Source organism: Allobosea sp. NPDC055594 (genome assembly GCF_053618995.1).
This window is the reverse complement of record NZ_JBSHIO010000007.1, coordinates 315,511-334,899: the sequence shown is the minus strand read 5'-3', so window position 1 is coordinate 334,899 and position 19,389 is coordinate 315,511. Positions and strand designations below refer to the sequence as shown.

Annotated in this window: 16 protein-coding genes and 1 pseudogene; 10 read left to right on the top strand and 7 right to left on the bottom strand. The window is 64.4% G+C overall.

The window, feature by feature from the left end:
• From ACWGRX_RS16845 to ACWGRX_RS16830, 4 genes and pseudogenes are all read right to left on the bottom strand, one after another.
• Positions 1-140 (bottom strand): annotated as a pseudogene (locus tag ACWGRX_RS16845) (UDP-glucose 6-dehydrogenase); the annotation flags it as partial.
• 449 nt (positions 141-589) lie between these two features.
• Positions 590-1,126 (bottom strand): hypothetical protein, encoded by a 537-nt coding sequence (locus ACWGRX_RS16840; RefSeq protein WP_452118470.1) that lies wholly within the window; start codon positions 1,124-1,126, stop codon positions 590-592.
• 382 nt (positions 1,127-1,508) lie between these two features.
• A complete protein-coding gene (locus ACWGRX_RS16835; protein ID WP_452118469.1) occupies positions 1,509-3,149 on the bottom strand; it encodes a heparinase II/III domain-containing protein in 1,641 nt (546 codons plus the stop codon).
• A gap of 765 nt (positions 3,150-3,914) precedes the next feature.
• Positions 3,915-5,567: a sigma-54 interaction domain-containing protein gene (locus ACWGRX_RS16830; RefSeq protein ID WP_452118468.1), complete on the bottom strand. Its 1,653-nt coding sequence runs from the start codon at positions 5,565-5,567 to the stop codon at positions 3,915-3,917.
• A gap of 182 nt (positions 5,568-5,749) precedes the next feature.
• Between ACWGRX_RS16830 and ACWGRX_RS16825 the strand changes: the two genes are divergently transcribed.
• The 10 genes from ACWGRX_RS16825 (at position 5,750) to ACWGRX_RS16780 (ending at position 16,233) form a co-directional block, all read left to right on the top strand.
• Positions 5,750-7,012, top strand: coding sequence for a CaiB/BaiF CoA transferase family protein (locus tag ACWGRX_RS16825; RefSeq protein WP_452118467.1), 1,263 nt, complete (start codon positions 5,750-5,752; stop codon positions 7,010-7,012).
• An 11-nt stretch (positions 7,013-7,023) separates the two neighbouring features.
• A complete protein-coding gene (locus tag ACWGRX_RS16820) occupies positions 7,024-7,803 on the top strand; it encodes an enoyl-CoA hydratase-related protein (RefSeq protein WP_291640419.1) in 780 nt (259 codons plus the stop codon).
• 5 nt (positions 7,804-7,808) lie between these two features.
• Positions 7,809-9,431, top strand: a complete 1,623-nt coding sequence (locus tag ACWGRX_RS16815; RefSeq protein ID WP_452118466.1) for a class I adenylate-forming enzyme family protein — start codon at positions 7,809-7,811, stop codon at positions 9,429-9,431.
• Positions 9,428-10,195, top strand: a complete 768-nt coding sequence (locus ACWGRX_RS16810) for an enoyl-CoA hydratase/isomerase family protein (RefSeq protein WP_452118465.1) — start codon at positions 9,428-9,430, stop codon at positions 10,193-10,195. The genes ACWGRX_RS16815 and ACWGRX_RS16810 overlap by 4 nt, the downstream gene beginning before the upstream one ends.
• 101 nt (positions 10,196-10,296) lie before the next feature.
• Entirely contained in the window at positions 10,297-11,463 is a 1,167-nt protein-coding gene (locus ACWGRX_RS16805) for an acyl-CoA dehydrogenase family protein (protein WP_452118464.1), read from the top strand.
• Entirely contained in the window at positions 11,460-12,341 is an 882-nt protein-coding gene (locus tag ACWGRX_RS16800; protein WP_452118463.1) for a 3-hydroxyacyl-CoA dehydrogenase family protein, read from the top strand. Before ACWGRX_RS16805 ends, ACWGRX_RS16800 begins: the two co-directional genes overlap by 4 nt.
• A gap of 4 nt (positions 12,342-12,345) precedes the next feature.
• Complete coding sequence (locus ACWGRX_RS16795; RefSeq protein WP_452118462.1) at positions 12,346-12,990, top strand: 3-hydroxyacyl-CoA dehydrogenase family protein; 645 nt, start codon at positions 12,346-12,348, stop codon at positions 12,988-12,990.
• A 245-nt stretch (positions 12,991-13,235) separates the two neighbouring features.
• Entirely contained in the window at positions 13,236-14,246 is a 1,011-nt protein-coding gene (locus ACWGRX_RS16790) for a TRAP transporter substrate-binding protein (protein WP_452118461.1), read from the top strand.
• Between the two features lie 120 nt (positions 14,247-14,366).
• Positions 14,367-14,945, top strand: a complete 579-nt coding sequence (locus tag ACWGRX_RS16785; RefSeq protein WP_291638839.1) for a TRAP transporter small permease — start codon at positions 14,367-14,369, stop codon at positions 14,943-14,945.
• A 4-nt stretch (positions 14,946-14,949) separates the two neighbouring features.
• Positions 14,950-16,233, top strand: a complete 1,284-nt coding sequence (locus ACWGRX_RS16780) for a TRAP transporter large permease subunit (protein ID WP_452118460.1) — start codon at positions 14,950-14,952, stop codon at positions 16,231-16,233.
• Between the two features lie 121 nt (positions 16,234-16,354).
• On the opposite strand, the gene pcaF is transcribed toward ACWGRX_RS16780, so the two are convergent.
• The 3 genes from pcaF to ACWGRX_RS16765 form a co-directional block, all read right to left on the bottom strand.
• Positions 16,355-17,557, bottom strand: coding sequence for a 3-oxoadipyl-CoA thiolase (pcaF, locus tag ACWGRX_RS16775; protein ID WP_452118459.1), 1,203 nt, complete (start codon positions 17,555-17,557; stop codon positions 16,355-16,357).
• Positions 17,558-17,641: 84 nt separating this feature from the next.
• Positions 17,642-18,403 (bottom strand): SDR family oxidoreductase, encoded by a 762-nt coding sequence (locus ACWGRX_RS16770; protein ID WP_452118458.1) that lies wholly within the window; start codon positions 18,401-18,403, stop codon positions 17,642-17,644.
• 100 nt (positions 18,404-18,503) lie between these two features.
• Positions 18,504-18,977 carry a type II 3-dehydroquinate dehydratase gene (locus tag ACWGRX_RS16765; protein WP_452118457.1) on the bottom strand — a complete coding sequence of 158 codons (474 nt, stop codon included), beginning with the start codon at positions 18,975-18,977 and terminating at the stop codon, positions 18,504-18,506.
• Between the last annotated feature and the right edge of the window lie 412 nt (positions 18,978-19,389).

Here is a 19,389-nt window from a genome sequence, read left to right as displayed (position 1 = left end):
AAGATCGGGATCTCGCCGCGGTTCAGCGCCGCGATCTTGCCGGCGTCCAGGTCGACGCAGATCACCTCATGGCCGAAATCAGCGAAGCACGCCCCCGAAACCAGGCCGACATAGCCCGAGCCAATCATCGTAACGCGCATAAGGCACTCTTACCTTTCGACAGCATCAATTCCAGCGCTTACATACAAAGAGCAATACTGTGCTGTCTACACCGCAGAAAATGGACCCGCCAGCCCTTTCAGACGCAACTTACGCCATCGCACCAACCGGCCCGGAGTTAAATTTTAGCCGTCGTATAAATTCTTTAGATTAGCATCTTTCTTGAAAATATGAGCCATAGTGGCGCTTTGTGAGTTTTTAAACATGGCTATTGCTGAAACCCATACAGCAAACACTCATCAGCGCCCCTGAAGGACGCATATCTGCAACCGTCCTCTCGATTGACGTGACGACTTTTCGCGTGCCGCCACAAAGTGATCGCCAGTTCGGGCGAACTCACCGCGCTTCTCGGCGAGCAGCTTCAGGATGCATCCCATTTTCGCGATGACAGCGCCGATCAGCACATAAGCGACCTGGCCCACCCGGCCGCCTAGCCGACGATGCGCACATTCCGAAAGCGCACCCGGAACTGCTTGCCAGGCTCAGAGCCCTTGTAGATCCCGAACTTGAATCGATACCAAGGCAATGCCGCCTCGTCAGCCGCATAGCCGATCGAGCCGCACCATTCGGTCTCGGTCCCTCGGCCGATCGTCGCCGCCAGGCAGCTGCCATCTCCGGGCACGACCACGATCCTCAGGGCAACGCTCACCCAAACGTCGGCAGGCAAATCGACTTGCGCAACGGATGTCCCTCCCGGCGTCGCCCCGTCTCCACGGGCGATGACCGTACCTTTTCCGGCTTGGCCGCGCTGAATGCGCAGGCCGGCGATCGGTGGCTTGGCCGGGCTCTGCCAGAACTGCGCCACATAAAAGAACTCGTTCGTGACATCGGTGCCGGACGGGATACTAATATCGAACGATACAAGGTATTGCCGGCCATATTGGAACCGCGATCCTCGCTCGGTGAAGGCAAGCTCCGTGCGGTCCTTAGGGGTCGGCCGATCGCTTTTGATGGCGAACTCGATCACCTTTCCTCCCTCCGTCAGAGTGGGAGCCGATCCCGCGCCTTCACATTTGCCTTGAAGGGTCCTGCCAGATTGGAGCCTGAGGTTTCCTCCCGCGCCAATGGTTGCCGCGCAGCGAGCTCCATCGACGATTTGCGCCGGGGCATCGGACAAAGATTGTGCTGCCAGAGGGAAGGCCAGCGCCGGGAGAAGCAGCGCCGCAAGCGTTGGCGACCTCACAGGCTTTGCTCCGCTTCTTCCAAAGCACCGGACCGAAAGATGGAATCACTTTTCGGACGAATTCGATGCTCAAACAAGGAGACCAATCACCAACCCGCATCCGGCAGGACACTCGGCGATCCAGGTCGCGCGCAATCTCTAACGATCTCGAAGATGCCGCTTGCCGTCATCGCAATTGCCACACCCGTAGCCGCGACACCGCACGTATGGGCAGGGTCACTTCTGTGGACAGAACAAGGCAGGGCGCCGGTACGAGCTGGTTGAGCTGCGGAGAGAACCAGCCCGAGCGCGGCGCGTGTTCGCCATTGAATACCTGTCTTTGCGTCCAGATTTCGTCTATCTCCAACTGAAGCTCGACATCCTCGACGCATAAGCGAAACAGGTCGCCCTCCAGACTTGTAGTGCCGGGATAGCATTGGAAGCGGCACGAGACCGGAAAACGACCTTCTCCCTCGACAAGGTCGACAACGGTCCATTCATCCGAGCCGGGTTCCCATAGAATTGTACGCTCATGGACGATCGGGACCTCGATGCCTTCGTAGCCGCTGTCATATCGCCCTTTCAGCACGAGCTTCCCAAGGTCGTTCCCGACATCCGGCGGACCTGGCCTGCCGCGCCGCCAGCTCTTGCGATGCAAGCTTTTGGCGCGTTGTCCTCCAGCCCCCACCGTCACCGTTGAATGTGCCGCACTGCTGCGGAGAAAATAATAGAATGACCCGGCATCCGGATCATATTGGTAGCGCCCCGGATCGATGATGAGGTTCCGGCCGTAAGCTGTGAGCCAGAAGGAAAGGGCGTCTTCGTGTTGGTGCGCCCGGCCATAGGGGCCGCAATCGAATATGCAGTGATGTCCCCGTTCCACATCGAGCAAAACGCCAATTCCGGCGTAAGGATAGACCGTCGACCCCGATGGCAAGCTGCCCCCGGACGAGGCCAGGAACCTGGAGACTCGAGGGCCGTCAATGCTGTCCGAGTCGCCGAACGACGCAAGACTGCCATCAGGTAGTATGAATGCTCGCATGAATGCCTTCATGCGTTCAATCAAAGCTGGGAGCGATTTGCCCCTGGCGTCCCCGGCGTGATCCGCGAGCTGCGCGATCGAGTCGATAATCTCAAGAACGACCCAGTGATAATGCGGAGAAAGCTCATGCTGGGCGCCATCAGGCAAGATCTGTATCTCTATCGAAGTTTCGAGACGCCGCCACGCCATGGCGAGCAACAAGCGACGAAAAGGGAAGCTCGAATCCGTGTAGAGGATAAAGAAGAGCGCCCGAAGCGCGATGAATGACCAATTTGACCAGAGACCTCTCTTGTCAAGCAACCTGAAAGCAAGAAGCGTCTGCTGAAAGACGCTATTCTTGATCAGCGCGATCTCTCTTGATGAGAGTATGCCGCTCGCGCCGCATAGGATCATAAAGCGCCACCAATTTTCCAGGCGCAGGCACACGTTCAGGAGGTTCCCGTAGGTGTACGGCGTCTGCTCCCGAGAAGCTGGGTAGCACTCGATCCAATCAAGAATGAGGTCGATGCTGGCGCGCTGCTGCTCCGGAGCGCTGGCAAGACAGAGAAACCCGAAACGGTTGAGATCGTGCCCCCAGTGCCATGAACCGGGATTATCATCCCATGACGTCCCCGCGGGCAAAGCATGGCCCTCACCATAGAAGGCAAAGAAACTCTTCCGCAGGTCGGTCCCCTCGAAGGATTCCTGGCCAACCATTTCTTCAGGAACGACAGCGGCAGACTGGAATGCAAGGTCAGCCAAGTATCGTGACAAGCGCGGATGATGTTTCAGGTGTTGTATAGTCATTACATCTCGTTAGGCAGGATGAAACATGGACCGCAGTGTCACATCATAGCTCAGATGCGACCACTTGCCCGCAAGAACTGCGATCAAATCGCAGGAGGGCTGCGCCGTCAATGTTCCGCCTCCGGTAGCCATTTGGTGCAGCGAAAGGCGTCGACATGACCTGCTCCCGGCTTCGTTACGGCCGATCGGGTTGCCGTACCTTCTTTTCGACCTCGACGGCGGCTATAGCCCCGTAAGCGCAGGATCGAGACCTATCAAGGCACCCGGTCATCAAGCTGCCTGCCGTATCCTGGGTTGTCACGTGATTACCGTGGCGACTACGGCCTGGCAAAAGCAAGTCTCCATTCTGAACCGCCCACCTCGTAGCCGGATCGTCCAGATCACATACTCTGCTAAGCCGGTCACGCACCCTGCTGCGTGATGAAGCCAAGTCCCGATCACTCAGATATGACGTGGGCTTCAGCGGCGGTTTCGAGCCCATCGAACGTCCTGTATTCCAGGCTGGACGCTACTGCCCCTGCGGATGTTCGATCGGCATGACGCGTCCTGCCGCTGAGATACCGCATTCAATCGCCATCGCGCCAACGCCCAGCAAAGCCTCAGCGCGCCAACCACAGATGTTGACGACGCTCACGAGCGGACAACCGCCACGAATCCAATGAGCCCGTCGACCGCCCATGATTAAACTGCTATTCGTAGCGATACCGCAACCGCAGGCAGAAATTTAGATTTACTTAGAAATACTTTTTTCAAAACCCCGATACCCTAATCATTATTGCCGATCAATTTATACAGATACGAGCGCGATATTCCGAGCTCTTTTGCGGTTTGCTTCTTATTTCCATTGTTGCGGAGCAACGCAGCTGTGGCGAGCTCGGCCTCGACCTGCCCGACCGAGGATTTGAGGGTCGCGGCCTTACGAGCGGTGATCGCAATGCTCTGAGCTGCACTGACTGCGGTTGCCTGAGACGATCGGAAAGCCGATGCTGGCGCGAGCGTTTCTTCGGTAATGCGCCCGTTCTCGGCAAAGACGAACGCCCGTTCGACCTCATGTCGCAACTGCCGGACATTGCCCGGCCAGGGCTGTTCCATCAGATAGGACAGGGCGCTGTCGCTGACGTCCGGGGCGGGCTGGCGGTGGCGGTCCGCGACGTCCTTGACGAAATGCGCCACCAGATCAGGGATGTCGTCGACCCGGCTCCGCAGCGGCGGAATTTCGATCGTGATTGCCGAAATCCGGTAGAACAGGTCGAGACGGAAGCGGCCCGCGGTCACCAGTTCCTGAAGATCGTGATTGGTAGCGGTGACGAGCCTGAAATCGACATGCTGGGGCCGGTCGCTGCCGATGCGCTCGACGATCCGGTCCTGCAGCACGCGCAGGAGCTTGGCCTGCACTTCCATCGGCATGTCGCCGATCTCGTCGAGAAAAATGCTTCCGCCGGCGGCCTGTTCGAACTTGCCCTTGCGGCCCTTCTTGTCCGCGCCGGTGAAGGCGCCAGGCTCGTAGCCGAACAGCTCGGATTCGACCAGCGTCGCGGGCAGTGCGGCCGCGTTGACCATGACGATCGCGGAATCGCGCCTGGCGCTCAGGCGGTGCAGGGCCTGCGCGACCAGCTCCTTGCCCGTACCGCTCTCGCCACGGATCAGGACCGGGATCTCCAGCGGCGCGACCTTGATGATCTCGTCGCGCAGGCGCCGCATCGGCGCGCTGTCGCCGATCAGCATGTCGAGCCCGTAGCTGCGGTTGCGGATCGCGGCGGCTTCGCGCTTGTAGAATTCGACCTCGCGCTCGAGCATGTTGATGCGCCGGCTAAGAGTCTCGACCTGCTCGGGGCCCTTGAACATGACGCGGCCGACCGCCCCAATGACCTCGTCGCCGCGCTTGATCGGCGTGCGCGTGACCACGCGCTCGGCGCCGCGCATGCTCTGGATCTCGCCGACCTCGGCCTTGCCGGTCGCGACGACGCGATCGAGCCGGGTGTTCTCGATGACGTCCTTGACCGGCCTGCCATTGGCCTCACCATGCGAGAGGCCGAAGAAGCCCTCATGCACCGGCGAGATGTAGACCACCCGCGCGGCATCGTCGACGATGGTCATCGCATCGAAAGGGTCGGTCAGCAGGTGGCCGAGGATGTCGTAGGCGAAATCGACCGAGCCGATGAAGTCGAGCACCGCCTGGCTTGGCGCCCGGCTGAACAGCAGCAGGTCGCCAACGGCCACCGGCGTCTGCAGCACGACATAGGAACGCCGGTCGATGGTGAAGGGCTGAAGGCGCCGGACCCGGATTTCCGCCATCCAATCGGCATGGCCTGCCAGGCTCTTGACGCGGATGTCCTCGCCCAGCCCCTGCGCAAACTGAATGGTACCGTGTCGATCCACGACGACGATTCCCTCGACCGTACCGCCCGCGCTCGCCATTCCCGTTCCTTCGTCACAATCCCGGTGCAGTCGAGGACGACACGCCCATCGCCGCGCTGTTGCCAGGGAAGACACCGCCCCTGAAGGCAGGGGCGAAAATCCGGGCGTTCACGCGCCGTCAGTCGCCCCGTCGGGGTGGCACAGAGTTTGCCGTCCCTCCGAATATGAATTCGGAACAGCTCATGACGAATGCGCATCAAAAACACAACGCCGGAAGCTCACCCCTCGATACGCTGCCCCGCCTGGCGACTGGCAAGGGCTTCGATCTGCTCGAGGGCATAAGAATCCTCGATCTCACCACCTCCGTCGCCGGCCCCTTCGCGACGATGCTGCTCGCCGATATGGGCGCCGAGGTGATGAAGCTCGAGCGCCCCGGCCTGGGTGACGATGCGCGCGCCTGGGGCCCACCCTTCCTGAACGGCGAGTCGCTCTGGTTCCTGAGCGTCAACCGCAACAAGAAGAGCCTGAGCTTCGACCATTCCTCGCTCGAGGGCCGCGCGGTGCTGCACGACCTCGTGCGGCAGAGCGATGTCGTGGTCGTCAACCAGCCACCGCGCGTCGCCAGTAAGCTCGGGCTCGATGCCGCCTCCCTGCAGCAGATCCGGCCGGACCTGATCTATGTCTCGATCACCGGGTTCGGCCTCGCCGGCGAACGGGCCGACTGGACCTGCTATGATCTGATCGCCGAAGGCTATTCTGGCGTGATGGACCTGACCGGCGAAGCCGGCGGCGAGGCGCAGAAGATCGGCACCCCGGCCGCGGACATGCTCGCGGGGCAGGATGCCGCCTTCGCCACCGTGTCGGCGCTGCTGGCACGCGCCCGCACCGGCAAGGGGCGCGTCATCGACATCGCGCTGGTCGACTCGATGACGCGGTTCCTGACCTGCCGGATCGTGCCCTATCTCGGCTCCGGCGAGGTGCCGCGTCGCTCCGGTGGGAAGGACAGCGTCATCGCCATCTACCAGACCTTCGAGACAGCAGACGAGCCGATCACGCTGGGCCTCGGCAATGATGCGATCTGGCGTCGGTTCTGGCAGGCGGTCGGTGAGCCGGCGGTCGCCGAGGATCCGGCCTATGCTTCGAATGCCGATCGCCGGGTACACCGAAGCGAAATCGTGGCGCGGATCCAGGCAGCCCTGATCGCGCATCCCCGCAGCTACTGGCTCGCGGTGCTTCGTGCAGCCCGCATCCCGTCCGGCCCGATCAACCGGATCGACGAGGTCGCCGCCGATCCCGAAATGCGGCGCCGCGGCATGATCTATGCCATCGAAGCCGAGGGTGGGCTCGTTCCCCAGGTCGGAACCGGCATCCGCCTCGACGGCTCCGGCAATGTTCCGCGCAGTGCGCCACCAGCCCTCGGCGAACATACGCGCGAGATTCTCGACGGGTTGCTTGGCTACAACGACGACAGGATTCGGGCGCTCGCGGCCGCCGGTGTCCTCTGAAGGAGAGAGCGATGAACTACGAGACGATTCTGTACGCTGAAGACGGCCCGGTCGGCACCATCACGCTGAACCGCCCGGACGACGGCAACATGTTCAACGCGACGATGTGCCACGAGATCCGCGACTGCATCGAACAGATCCGGCGCGAAACGCGCACCCGCGTCGTCGTCATCACGGGCGCGGGCGACAAGTTTTTCTGCATCGGCGGACGCAAGGACGGCATGGAGGATTCCACACTCTATGCCGGCACGCTGCCGACGCTGGAGATGTACGATGCGATCGACAAGCTGCAGAAGCCGGTGATCGCCAGCGTCAACGGCTATGCCGTCGGCGGCGGCAACGTGCTGCAGGTGGTCTGCGACATCACCATCGCCAAGGAGAGCGCGGTGTTCCGCCAGGTCGGCCCGATGATGGGGTCCTTCGATGCCGGCTACGGCACCTGGTATCTGGAGGACCTGGTCGGCAAGAAGAAGGCCAAGGAGATCTGGTTCCGCAATCCCAAGATCTCGGCGCAGGAAGCGCTGGCGCTCGGGATGATCAACCAGGTCGTTCCCGACGACCAGCTCGCCGCAGCGACGCGCGCAATGGCTCTCGAAATCGCGGATCGCGGACCGTTCGCGCTCGCCGCGATCAAGGGGGCGTTCCATGCACGCCATGGCGGCGTCGCAGGCCTGGCGCGCGTGGCGCACGACCTGCTGCTGCGCTCCTATCTGACGAGCGAGGAGAGCAAGGAACTCTCGAGTTCCTTTGCCGAGCGGCGCAAACCCGATCCGGCCAAGTTCGGGAAGTAAGCGCGATGGCCCCGTTCCTCACCCTTCATCAGCCGCTCAACACCCGGCGCTTCTATGCCGAGGACCTCTGGCAGGAGGACACCTTCTATGGGCTGTTGGCGCGCCATGCCGCCGCCCGGCCGGACGCGATCGCGATCCGCGACGGCCGTCAGCAACTGAGCTGGGCGGCGCTCTGCCACTGGGTCGACGGCGTCGCGGGGGATCTGCGTGCCTATGGGCTGGTGGCAGGCGACCGCGTTTCGATCTGGGCTTCGAACCGGATCGAGGCGATCGTCACCTTCCTCGCCTGCTCGCGCGAAGGCTTCGCCTGCAACCCCTCGCTCCATCGCACCTATACCTGCGAGGAGGTCGGTGGCCTGCTCGACCGGCTGTCGGCACGCTGCCTCGTCACCGAACCGGGCTGGGGCGCCAATCGCGACGAAGCCGATTTCGATGCGACGCTGGCCGCGATCCCTTCTCTCAAGGTCGTCTACACACCGGACAGCTTCCCGGCGCCGGCCCCCTATATGCAGCCCCCCTGCGCGGACCCGGACAAGGTCGTCTATCTCGCTTTCACCTCCGGCACGACCGGGGCGCCGAAATGCGTGATGCATTCCGACAACTCGCTGCTCGCCAATGCCCGCGACATGGTGCGCGACTGGGGGCACGGGCCGAGTACCGTGCTGCTGACGCTCTCGCCACTGTCGCACCACATCGCCTGGGTCGCCGTCGGGCAATGGCTGGTCTCCGGCTGTCGGCTGGTCACCGACGACCCGCCAGCCGGCATGTCGCGGCTCGACTGGATCATCGAGACCGGCGCGACCTATGTCATGGGTGTGCCTACGCACGCCATGGATATCCTTGCCGAGCAGAAGCTGAAGGGCCTGCCGCGACTGGGTGATCTGCAGGTCTTCTACATGGCAGGCGCGCCGATCCCGCCCAGTGTCGCGGCCGCCTTCGTCGCGCAGGGCATCCGCCCGCAGAACGTCTACGGCATGACGGAAAATTCGTCGCACCAGTACACGCATCTGCTCGACGACGCCGAAACGGTGGTTTCGAGCTGCGGCCGCGGCGGCCGGGCCTATCAGGTCAAGCTCTTCGACCCCGCCGACCAGGACCGTCCGGTTGCAGCCGGCGAGATCGGCCATATCGGCGGCAAGGGCGCGGCCCTGATGCTCGGCTATTTCGACAACCAGAGCGCGACCGAAGCCAGCTTCAACAGTGATGGCTGGTTCATGTCCGGCGATCTCGGTGTGATGGACGCCAAGGGCAACCTGCGGATCGAGGGGCGCCTCAAGGATCTGATCATCCGCGGCGGCCACAATATCTACCCGGCCCAGATCGAGGCGCTGGCGCTGCGGCATGCCCAGGTCGCCAAGGCCGCCTGCTTCCCGGTGCCCGACATGCGCCTCGGAGAGCGCGCCTGCATCGCCATCATCGGCGAGGCCGAGCCGGAGGATCTGCTGCTGCATCTCGCCGGCGAAGGCCTCTCGAAATACGACATGCCGGAGTTCTTCGTGCGTGTCGAAACCCTGCCGCTGACGGCCAGCGGCAAGATCCTGAAACGCACGCTGATCGACATGGTGAAGCAGGGGGCGCTGACGCCGGTCGCCGTGCGCTACCAGGCTCGCGAAAAGAGGCTGGCATGAGCGTTCAACTCTCGCAGCAGGGCAATGTCGCGATCCTCATGCTGTCGCGGCCGGAAGCGCTGAACGCGCTCTCCTTCGCCATTCTCGAAGAGATCGGTGCCGCACTCGACAAGGTCGCCGGCATGCCGGTACGGGCGCTGATAATCACCGGCGCGGGCGAAAAGGCCTTCTGCGCCGGCGCCGACATCAAGGAGCTGCGCGGCCGCGACCTGGTTGCCCAGAAGCGTGGTGCCGAACTTGGGCAACGCGTTTTCGCCAAGCTCGACACGCTGCCGGTAGCCTCGATCGCCGCAATCAACGGCTATGCCTTCGGCGGCGGGCTCGAACTGGCGATGGCCTGCACCTTCCGCGTCGCGCTGCGCAGCGCCAAGATGGGCCTGCCGGAGATCAAGCTCGGCCTCGTCCCCGGTTATGGCGGGACGCAGCGCCTGCCGCGCCTGATCGGCCAGGCCCGCGCCCTCGACCTGATCATGACCGGGCGCAGCATCGGGGCGGAGGAGGCCCAGACGATCGGCCTGGTGAACCGGCTGGTCGAGGCTCCGATCCTCGACAGCGCGCTCGCCATGGCCGCCGAGTTCACCGGCTACGGCCTGCCGGCGCTCGGCTTCGCCCGCGAGGCGGTCCAGCGCGCCCTCGACCTGCCGATCTGCGAGGGTCTGAAGGTCGAGGCCGACCTGTCGACGCTCGCCTACCGGACGCAGGATGCCGAGGAAGGCATGGCCGCCTTCTCCGAAAAGCGGAAACCCGCATTCAGGGACGCCTAGCTCACCGGTCGGAGGTCTCTCCGACACAGGCGGCCGGGCGCACCTGCCCGGCCGCGCGCCGCCACCACGCGCCGGATCACGCAGTCAGGAACGCGCAGCCGATGAACGTCTTTCGCCAGCTGGAGCGACGTCGCCGCTGGAGCGAGGAGGAGAGGCTCCTTCTCGACCAGGTCGCGCGGCTTTGCGCGGAGGCGATCGCGCCGAATGCAGCGAAATGCGACCGCGAAGCGGCTTTTCCCTGGGCGAGTATCGAGGCCCTCGACCGGCTCGGGCTCAACGCTCTCTTTGTTCCGGAACGCTATGGCGGGACTGGCGGCTCCTACAGGCTCTATCTCGCCGTGGTCCGACTGATCTCCGAGGCCTGTGCCGCGACCGGGATCATCTATGCGACCAGCTTCCACGGCATGGGGCCGGTGGTCGACCATGGCAGCGAGGCGCAGAAATCGCGCTTTCTGCCGCGGATCGCGCAAGGGAGTCTCGGCGCCCTGGCGATCACCGAACCCGAGGCCGGGTCCGATGCCACCGGCATGCAGACGCGGTTTCGCCCCGATGGCGGCGACATCGTCGTCGATGGCGGCAAGATCTTCATCACCAACGGTGATGTCGCCGACCTCATCCTGCTCTTCGGCAAATGGAGCGAGATCGAGGACCCCCGCAAGGCGATCTCGGTGCTCGTTCTCGAAAAGGGCACTCCGGGCTTCGAGATCCTGCGTCTTGAGGACAAGATGGGCCATCGCGCCTCGTCGACGGCCGAGATCGCCTTCCGCGGCTGCCATGTGCCGCGCGCCAATCTCCTCGGCGAGCCCGGAGACGGTCTGCCGATCCTCCTGGCCTCGCTCAACAAATCGCGCCCCAGCATCGCCGCGCACGCGCTGGGAATCGCTCATGCGGCCTTCAGCGACATGACGGATTACGCCAATCAGCGGCGCCAGTTCGGCAAGCGCCTCGTCGAGTTCCAGGGCAACCAGTTCACGCTGGCCGATCTCGCCACCGACCTCGCCATGGCCGAGCACTGGCTCGACCATCTCGGCGCGCTGGTCGACGAGGGCGAGACCGAATTCGGCGTCGAGGCCTCGATGGCCAAGATGCGCGCTTCCGATCTCGCCATGCGGATCGCCACCGAATGCGTCCAGATGCATGGCGGCTACGGCTACTGCCAAGGGTATCGCGCCGAACGGCTGATGCGCGACGCCAAGATCACCCAGATCTGGGAAGGCACGAACCAGATCCATCGCCAACTCATCGGCAGGAGCTTTGCCAGGACATGACCGGAACCATTCGAACTGTCGGCGTCTGCGGTGCCGGCGGCACCATGGGCGCAGGCATCGCGATCGTCGCCGCCCGCGCCGGCTACAGGACGATTTCCTTCGACCGCTCGGCCGAGGCGCTGGCCCGCGCCCGCAAGCAGACCGAGGCGTTCTTCGCCAAATCCGTCGAAAGGCAGAAACTCTCGGCAGAGGAGCGCGACGCCATTCTCGCCAACATGCAGTCGAGCACGGAGCTCGCCGATCTCGGCGCCTGCGACCTCGTGATCGAGGCTGTCTTCGAGGCGCTGAGCGTCAAGCAGGAGCTGCTTGGCGATCTGGACACGATCTGCCCGCCGCAAACGATCTTCGCCTCGAACACCTCGACCCTGTCGATCACCGAGATCGCCTCCGGCTGCAAGCGCCCCGACAAGGTCGTCGGCATGCATTTCTGCCTGCCGGCGCAGCTGATGAAGCTGATCGAGATGTCGCCGGGCATCTTAACCTCGGACGAGACCATGCAGGCCGCCTGGGACTTCACCGAGCGCTGTGGCCAGATCCCGGTGAAGACGCAGGACAAGCCGGGCTTCATCCTCAACGCACTGCTTGTGCCCTTCAACAACGATGCGATCCGGGCCGTCGAGGCCGGCGTGGCCTCGCCGGCCGATATCGACCGCGCCATCAAGGCCGGTCTCGGCTACCGCATGGGGCCTCTGGAACTGATCGACCTGATTGGGCTCGACACCCAGGTCCGGCTCTCGGAGGCCTTCTATCCGATCACGCTCGATCAGCGCGCCGCCGCCCCGCCGCTGCTGCGGCGCATGACCTCGGCCGGGCTCCTGGGACGCAAGGCCGGCCGCGGCTTCTTCACCTATGACGGCAACGCGATGTTTGGAGCCTGAACCGATGCGCTATGCAATCCAGCAGGCCGGCGAGAGCCGGTCCTTCCCGACAGGCGATGCCTTCCTGACCAACGCCGTGGCGCCCGAAGCCGCCGAGGTGATGATCCATCTCGGCACGGCGCTCCGCGCCGATGATGCCAGGGCTGCGATTCTGGTCGAGCTCGGCGCGGAATGCCTCGGCGTCCACACCGGCGAGACGCTGGGCGGCGAAGGCAGCAATGTCCTCGGCTTCTGCCGCTACCGCAACGGGGCGGACACGCCCTCCGATCTGGTCGAGATCGTCCGTCAGAAGGCGACACCGGAAACTGCGATCGCCGCGGCCAGGGCGGTGTTCGAGAGCGCCGGACTGCAGGTCGCGATCTGCGACGATCAGGCCGGCCGGATCATCGACCGCCTCGTCCGCCCGAAATACAACGCCGCCCTGAGGTTCCTCGACGAGGGGCTGGCGACGCAGCAGGACATGGATCTGACCTGTCGGCTCGGCCTGGGCTATCGCGACGGGCCGATCGAACGCGTCGTGCGTGGCGGGCTGGCGGAGCATTACGACATCAGCAAGGCCCTTTTCGAGATCTATGGAAGCCAGGGCTATGCGCCGGCGCGCCGGGCCACGGTGGCGGCACGGCGCCGGGGCCCGGCTTCGAACGCTTGAACGCGCTTGTCCGGGAAGGACAGGCGCGGCGCAGGCCGGTGTCTGCGCCGCGGTCACATCCCGGGCCGTGTCGTTCTCGCGATCATTCTTGGCCCGCCCGGCGCCCCCGCGACGGCGCCGGCAGCAGGGAGCTTCCCTGAAAAGGGCTTTGCAGGGCGCTGGCATGCGCCTTGCCATACCTGAGCGCCGGTGCAGTCCGATTCACCGGCGGGTTCAAGCACAATAACTCGGCATGGGAGTATTCTATGAAACGCCGCGATTTCCTCTTCACTGTTCCTCTGCTTGCCGCCCTGACGGCGGCGCCCGCCCTTGCACAGGACATCCAGGATCGGACGATCAAATTCGGCTATTTCGTCAACGCCGAGTCGCCGGTCGGCCATGGCGTCCGCAAGTTCGCCGAGATCGTCGCGGCGAAGTCGGGGGGCAAGCTCAAGGTCCGCGAATTCCCCGCCGCGCAGCTCGGCAATGAGAACCAGCAGCAGTCGGCCCTCATCGCCGGGACGCAGGAGATGGCGGCGCCCGGTTCGCCGCAGCTCGTCGGCGCCGTGAAGGAATTCGGGCTTCTCGACTTCCCCTACATCGTCAGCACCCTGCCGCAGGCCGATGCGCTTCTCGACGGCCCGTTCGGCCAGACCCTGCTCAAGACCCTGCCCGCCAAGGGCATCGTCGGCCTGGGCTATTTCGAGAACGGCTTCCGCCATGTGACGAACAGCAAGCGCCCGGTGAAGGGGCTCGCCGACCTCGACGGCCTGAAGATCCGCGTCCAGCTCAACCCGGTCTTCATCGACACCTTCCGGGCCTTCAAGACCAACCCGGTGCCGCTCGGCTTCGGCGAGCTCTACACGGCGCTCGAGACCAAGGCAGTCGATGCGCAGGAGAACCCGCTGCCGAACATCGTCACGACCAAGTTCTACGAGGTACAGAAGTATCTCAGCCTGACCGGTCACGTCTACGGCAACAACATCATCCTGATGAGCAAGAAATTCTGGGACAAGCTCTCTGCTACCGAGCAGAAGATCATCTCGGAAGCGATGACGGAGGCGATTGCCTATCAGCGCAAGATCAGCCGCGAGCAGCTCGCCAAGGGGCTCGACGATCTGAAGGCTGCGGGCATGCAGATCGACGACGTCGCGCAGTCCGAGAAGGACAAGATGCGCGAGATCAGCAAGCCGATCACCGAGAAGTTCATGACCCAGTACGACGCGGAGACCGTGAAGCTCTTCAAGGCGGAGCTCGAGCGTATCCAGAAGCTGTAAGCCGCGGCGTTTTCGACAGGTTGTCCAACCGTTCCTGCACTTCGTCGAGGGCGACGAGGTGCAGGAAGCGGCGGGCTTTTGCGCCTTGTCGCTCGCGCAGCGGGACCGAGAGGGTCACCCATGAGTAGACTGATTGACGCTTACTTCTATTTCCTGAAGTGCCTGATTGCGCTGTTTCTGCTCGGGATGGTCATCCTCGTTTTCGGAAACGTGGCACTTCGTTACCTGTTCAATTCCGGCATCATCGTTTCCGAGGAATTGTCGCGCTGGCTGTTCGTCTGGCTGATTTTCCTCGGATCCTGCGTCGCGATGCGCGAGCACGGCCATCTTGGCGTCGACATGCTGGTGAAGCGGCTGCCGCCGACCGCGAAGCGCGCATGCGTCGCCTTCACCCAGCTCGCCATGCTCTACATCACCTATCTGATTACGATCGGGAGCTGGAAAGAGGTCCTGATCAACTGGGACGTCGTCGCGCCGGCATCGGGCCTGTCGCTCGGCTATTTCTACAGCTCCGGCGTCGTCTTCGGCGTAACCACCGGCCTCGTGCTGGCGACCGATCTCTACCGGACCCTGAGCGGTGCGATCCCCGACGACCGGCTTGGCCTGGTCAGGGAGAGCGAGGAGATCGAGACACTGCATTCTGTACCGGCAGAAGGCAACGACCGGCACCCGGGCACACCGCAAAGAGCTGGGAGCTAGTCGCATGACGGTATTGGTCTTCACCGGGTCGCTGCTGGGGAGCATGGCTCTCGGCATGCCGATCGCCTATGCCCTGCTCGTCTGCGGCGTGGCGCTGATGGTCTATATGGACATCTTCGATGCCCAGATCATTACGCAGAACCTGATCAACGGCGCCGATTCCTTCCCATTGATGGCGGTGCCCTTCTTCATGCTCGCCGGCGAGATCATGAACGCCGGCGGGCTGGCGAAGCGCATCGTCGCCTTCGCGCTGACGCTGGTCGGCCATATCAAGGGCGGCCTCGGTTACGTCACCATCCTGACCTCCTGCATGCTGGCCTCGCTATCGGGCTCGGCGGTGGCTGACGCGGCGGCGCTCGGCGCCCTGCTCGTGCCGATGATGGTGCAGGCCGGGCACGACAAGGCGCGGGCCGCGGGCCTGGTTTCGGCCGGCGCCGTCATCGCGCCGGTGCTGCCGCCTTCGATCGGATTCGTGATCTTCGGCGTGGCAGGCGGCGTCTCGATCTCGAAGCTGTTCCTCGCCGGCATCGTCCCCGGCATCCTGATGGGCGTCAGCCTGTGCGTCGCCTGGTGGCTCTATGCCCGCCGGGAGGACACCAACCGCCTCGCCAAGCGCTCCACCAAGGAGGTCATGGTCGCCTTCAAGGACGGTTTCTGGGCCCTGATGCTGCCGTTCATCATCATCTTCGGCCTGCGCTTCGGCATGTTCACCCCGACCGAGGCGGCTGTCGTCGTGGCGGTCTATTCGCTGTTCGTGGCGACGGTGGTGTATGGCGAACTGAAGCTCTCCGACCTGCCGGCGCTCTTCGTCCGCTCGGCGATGACGACCGCAGTGGTGATGCTGCTGGTGGCCGCGGCGCTGGTCTCGTCCTGGCTGATCACGGTTTCGGAGATCTCGACCCAGATCATCGACCTGGTCGAGCCGCTGATCGACCATCCGACCCTGCTGCTGCTCGCGATGATGCTGCTGGTGGTGATCGTCGGCACGGCGCTGGACATGACCCCGACGATCCTGATCCTGACGCCGGTACTGATGCCGATCGTCAAGCAGGCCGGCATCGACCCGGTCTATTTCGGCGTGCTCTTCATCATGAACTGCGCCATCGGCCTAATCACGCCACCGGTCGGAACCGTGCTCAACGTGGTCTGCGGCGTCTCCAACATCACCATGGAGCAGGTGGTGAAGGGCGTCTGGCCGTTCATGGTGGCACAACTCATCGTGCTGTTCCTGCTGGTGCTGTTCCCGATCCTGGTGACGGGGCCGGCGCGCTGGCTCGGCGGCTACTGACCGGGCCCGGGAGAGGAAGCGCACTGGCGCTGCACCTCCCCCTTGGTAGTCTCGGGAACGCGGGACACAAAAAAGGAGCGCGCCGGTCGCGGCGCGCTCCTTTCTCTTTGGTCGAGGCGGTTCAGGCGATGCGTTCGAACGCCATCGCGACGCCCTGCCCGACGCCCACGCACATGGTGGCGAGGCCGTAGCGCCCCTGGCGGTGCTCGAGCTCGCGCACGATATCCATGGCGATGCGGGTGCCGGACATGCCGAGCGGATGGCCGAGCGCGATGCCGCCGCCATGCGGATTGACGTGCGGCGCATCGTCGGCGAGCCCGAGCTGCCGCAGGCAGGCCAGCACCTGGCTGGCGAAGGCCTCGTTGATCTCGACGGCGTCAAAGGCGCCGATCCCGAGCCCGGTCCGGTCCATCAACTTGCGCACCGCCGGCACCGGGCCGATGCCCATGATCCGCGGCGGGACGCCGGCAGAAGCAGCGCCGAGGATGCGGGCACGCGCGACCAGACCGTATTTCTCGACCGCGGCCCCGGAGGCCAGGATCATCGCCGCCGCCCCGTCATTGACGCCGGAAGCGTTGCCGGCCGTCACCGAGCCGCCCGGACGAACCACCGGCTTCAGCTTCGCCAGCGCCTCGATGGTGGTCTCGCGCAGGTGTTCGTCGAGGGCGAACGCCGTTTCCTGGCCTTTCGCCGCTGGCACCGAAACAGAGACGATATGGGTGGCGAGCATGCCGTTCGCCTGGGCGATTGCCGCCCGCTGCTGTGAACGCAGGGCGAAGGCGTCCTGGTCCTCGCGCGTGATCCCGAACTCGTCGGCGACATTCTCGGCGGTCTCCGGCATGGAATCGACACCGTACTGCGCCTTCATCAGCGGGTTGATGAAGCGCCAGCCAATGGTCGTGTCCTGCAATTGGGCGCTGCGCTGGAAGGCCTGTTCACTCTTGCCCATCACGAAGGGGGCGCGGCTCATCGATTCGACGCCGCCGGCGATGACGAGATCCATCTCTCCGGCCCGGATGGCACGGGCGGCGATACCGACCGCATCGAGGCCGGAAGCGCAGAGCCGGTTGACCGTGACCGCCGCCTGATGCTCGGGCAGGCCGGCGAGCAGCGCCGCCATGCGCGCCACGTTGCGATTATCCTCGCCGGCCTGGTTGGCGCAGCCGAACACGACTTCGTCGACCGCCTCCCGAATGCCGGGCTGACGCTCGAGCAGCACCTTTAGCGGCACGGCGGCGAGATCGTCGGCCCTCACCCGCGAGAGCGCGCCGCCATAGCGCCCGATCGGCGTGCGCACGGCGTCGCAGACAAAAACATCAGCCATCATGGTCTCCTGAAGGAATCGTGGACGTCTCGCGCCAGGCTCGCGCCGCGGGCCTGGCGAAGCCCGGCACCTGCCGGGTTGCGCTCAGAGGCCGAGGGTCCCGCCACCATCGACGACCAACTCGGCCATCGTGATGTGGCGGGCTTCGTCGGAGAGCAGGAAGGCGACCGAATTGGCCACGTCCTCCGGCGTCGCGACGCGGTTCAGCGGGATGCCGAGGCGGAAGCTGGCGGCGCTGCCGTCCAGCACCTCGGAGCCGAAGGCCATCGCCCCGGCCATTCGGCGCACCATGGCGGTGTCGGTAGAGCCCGGCGCCACGGTATTGACCCGGATGCCGTTGCGCGCGAGCTCGAGGCCGAACACCCGCATCATCTGGCTGAGGGCCGCCTTGGAGGCGCAGTAGGCACCCTGAGCCATCCGCGGCATGCGGCCGGATGTCGAGGAGATCGAGACGATCGAGCCCTTCCCGGCGCTCAGCATGCGGCGTGCCACCCACTGGGTCATCAGGAAGCTGCCGCGGACATTGACTGCGAAAGTCGTGTCGAACTCGTCGAGCGAGACATCGACCAGCTTGCGGATGTGCTGCACGCCGGCGACGTTCACCAGCCCGTCGATCGCGGCGAGATCGCCGAGTTCGCGGTCGAGCCTGTCCTGCAGATCCGGAGCGCCGAGGTCCGCCATGATGCGCCTGACCCGCTCGGGAGCGCTGCCCGCATCGGCCGGAAAGGCGCGGTCGATCAGAACCAGGCTCGCGCCGCCGCGATGGAGCCTGCGCCAGACGGCTTCGCCGATGCCGCCTGCGGCGCCGGTGACGATGTATTCTCCGGAAATCTTCTGTTCGGTCACGAGACCACCCTGTGGTTGGGCATGGCGATGCCGGATAACGGCGCGAGAAAGCGGGCCGGCCCGCGCCGGAGCCAGGAGCGATACGGTAGGAGCGGAGGTGCTAGGAGGCCGCTGTAGCGGCATGCATCCGGTCGAGCAGGCGCAGCATGCCGTCGAGACCTGCGAAATAGGAATCGATTCCGAAGCCGCAGACATAGCCCTTGGCCGCAGCCGCGGTAACGGTGTTGAGGCCGCCGGTGATCGAGGCCTTGGTGATGTGGAGCTCGACATAGGGCAGGGGCACGGCCATGAGGCAGTCGCGCAGCGCGAAGCCGCAATACTGGAACCCAGCCGGATTCATCATCAGCCCATCGAAGCCCTCGCCGGTTGCCCGATAGATCCGGTCGATCGCCTCGCCTTCGTGGTTGGTGTAGAAAATCTCGAGCTCGACGCCGATGTCGCGGCAATGCGCCTGGAGCGCCGCATCGAGTTCCTGCGCCGTGGTCGTGCCGTAGACTTCCGGCTGGCGCTTGCCGAGATAGCACATATTGGCGCCCTGGATGAGCAGGAGCTTTCTCTTCACGGTCCGCAGCATGTTCTCTTCCATCGCAAGGTAAGGCAGTAGCGGGCCGATCGGATCAACCGGCCCGATGTCCTGCGCAGCCCCGCCGCTATGCGGCGTTTCGGCGTACGCGAAAAGCACCGCAACCATCGTGCCAGCGAGCCCGTGGCGCGGGAATGCCAGCGGGCAAGCGGCGCACTGCCCAGCGCCGCGCTTTGCCTGTATCCGCAAAGGACACGGATGCGGCGAATGTCGTCAGCGAGGACATGTCGACCGGGATTTCGATGGTCCGGGCCGCATCAATCATCGACTGGCGGGCCGGCATGGTCCTTGCCCTGTTGCCGGCCATGCAGGCGGGGCCTGTGACGGCCTGCCGGGCCAAGGCCCGCCGGCAGCAGCTCTTCCCGCACGATGCGGCAACAGGCCAGGAGGTTGTTTTGAAAGC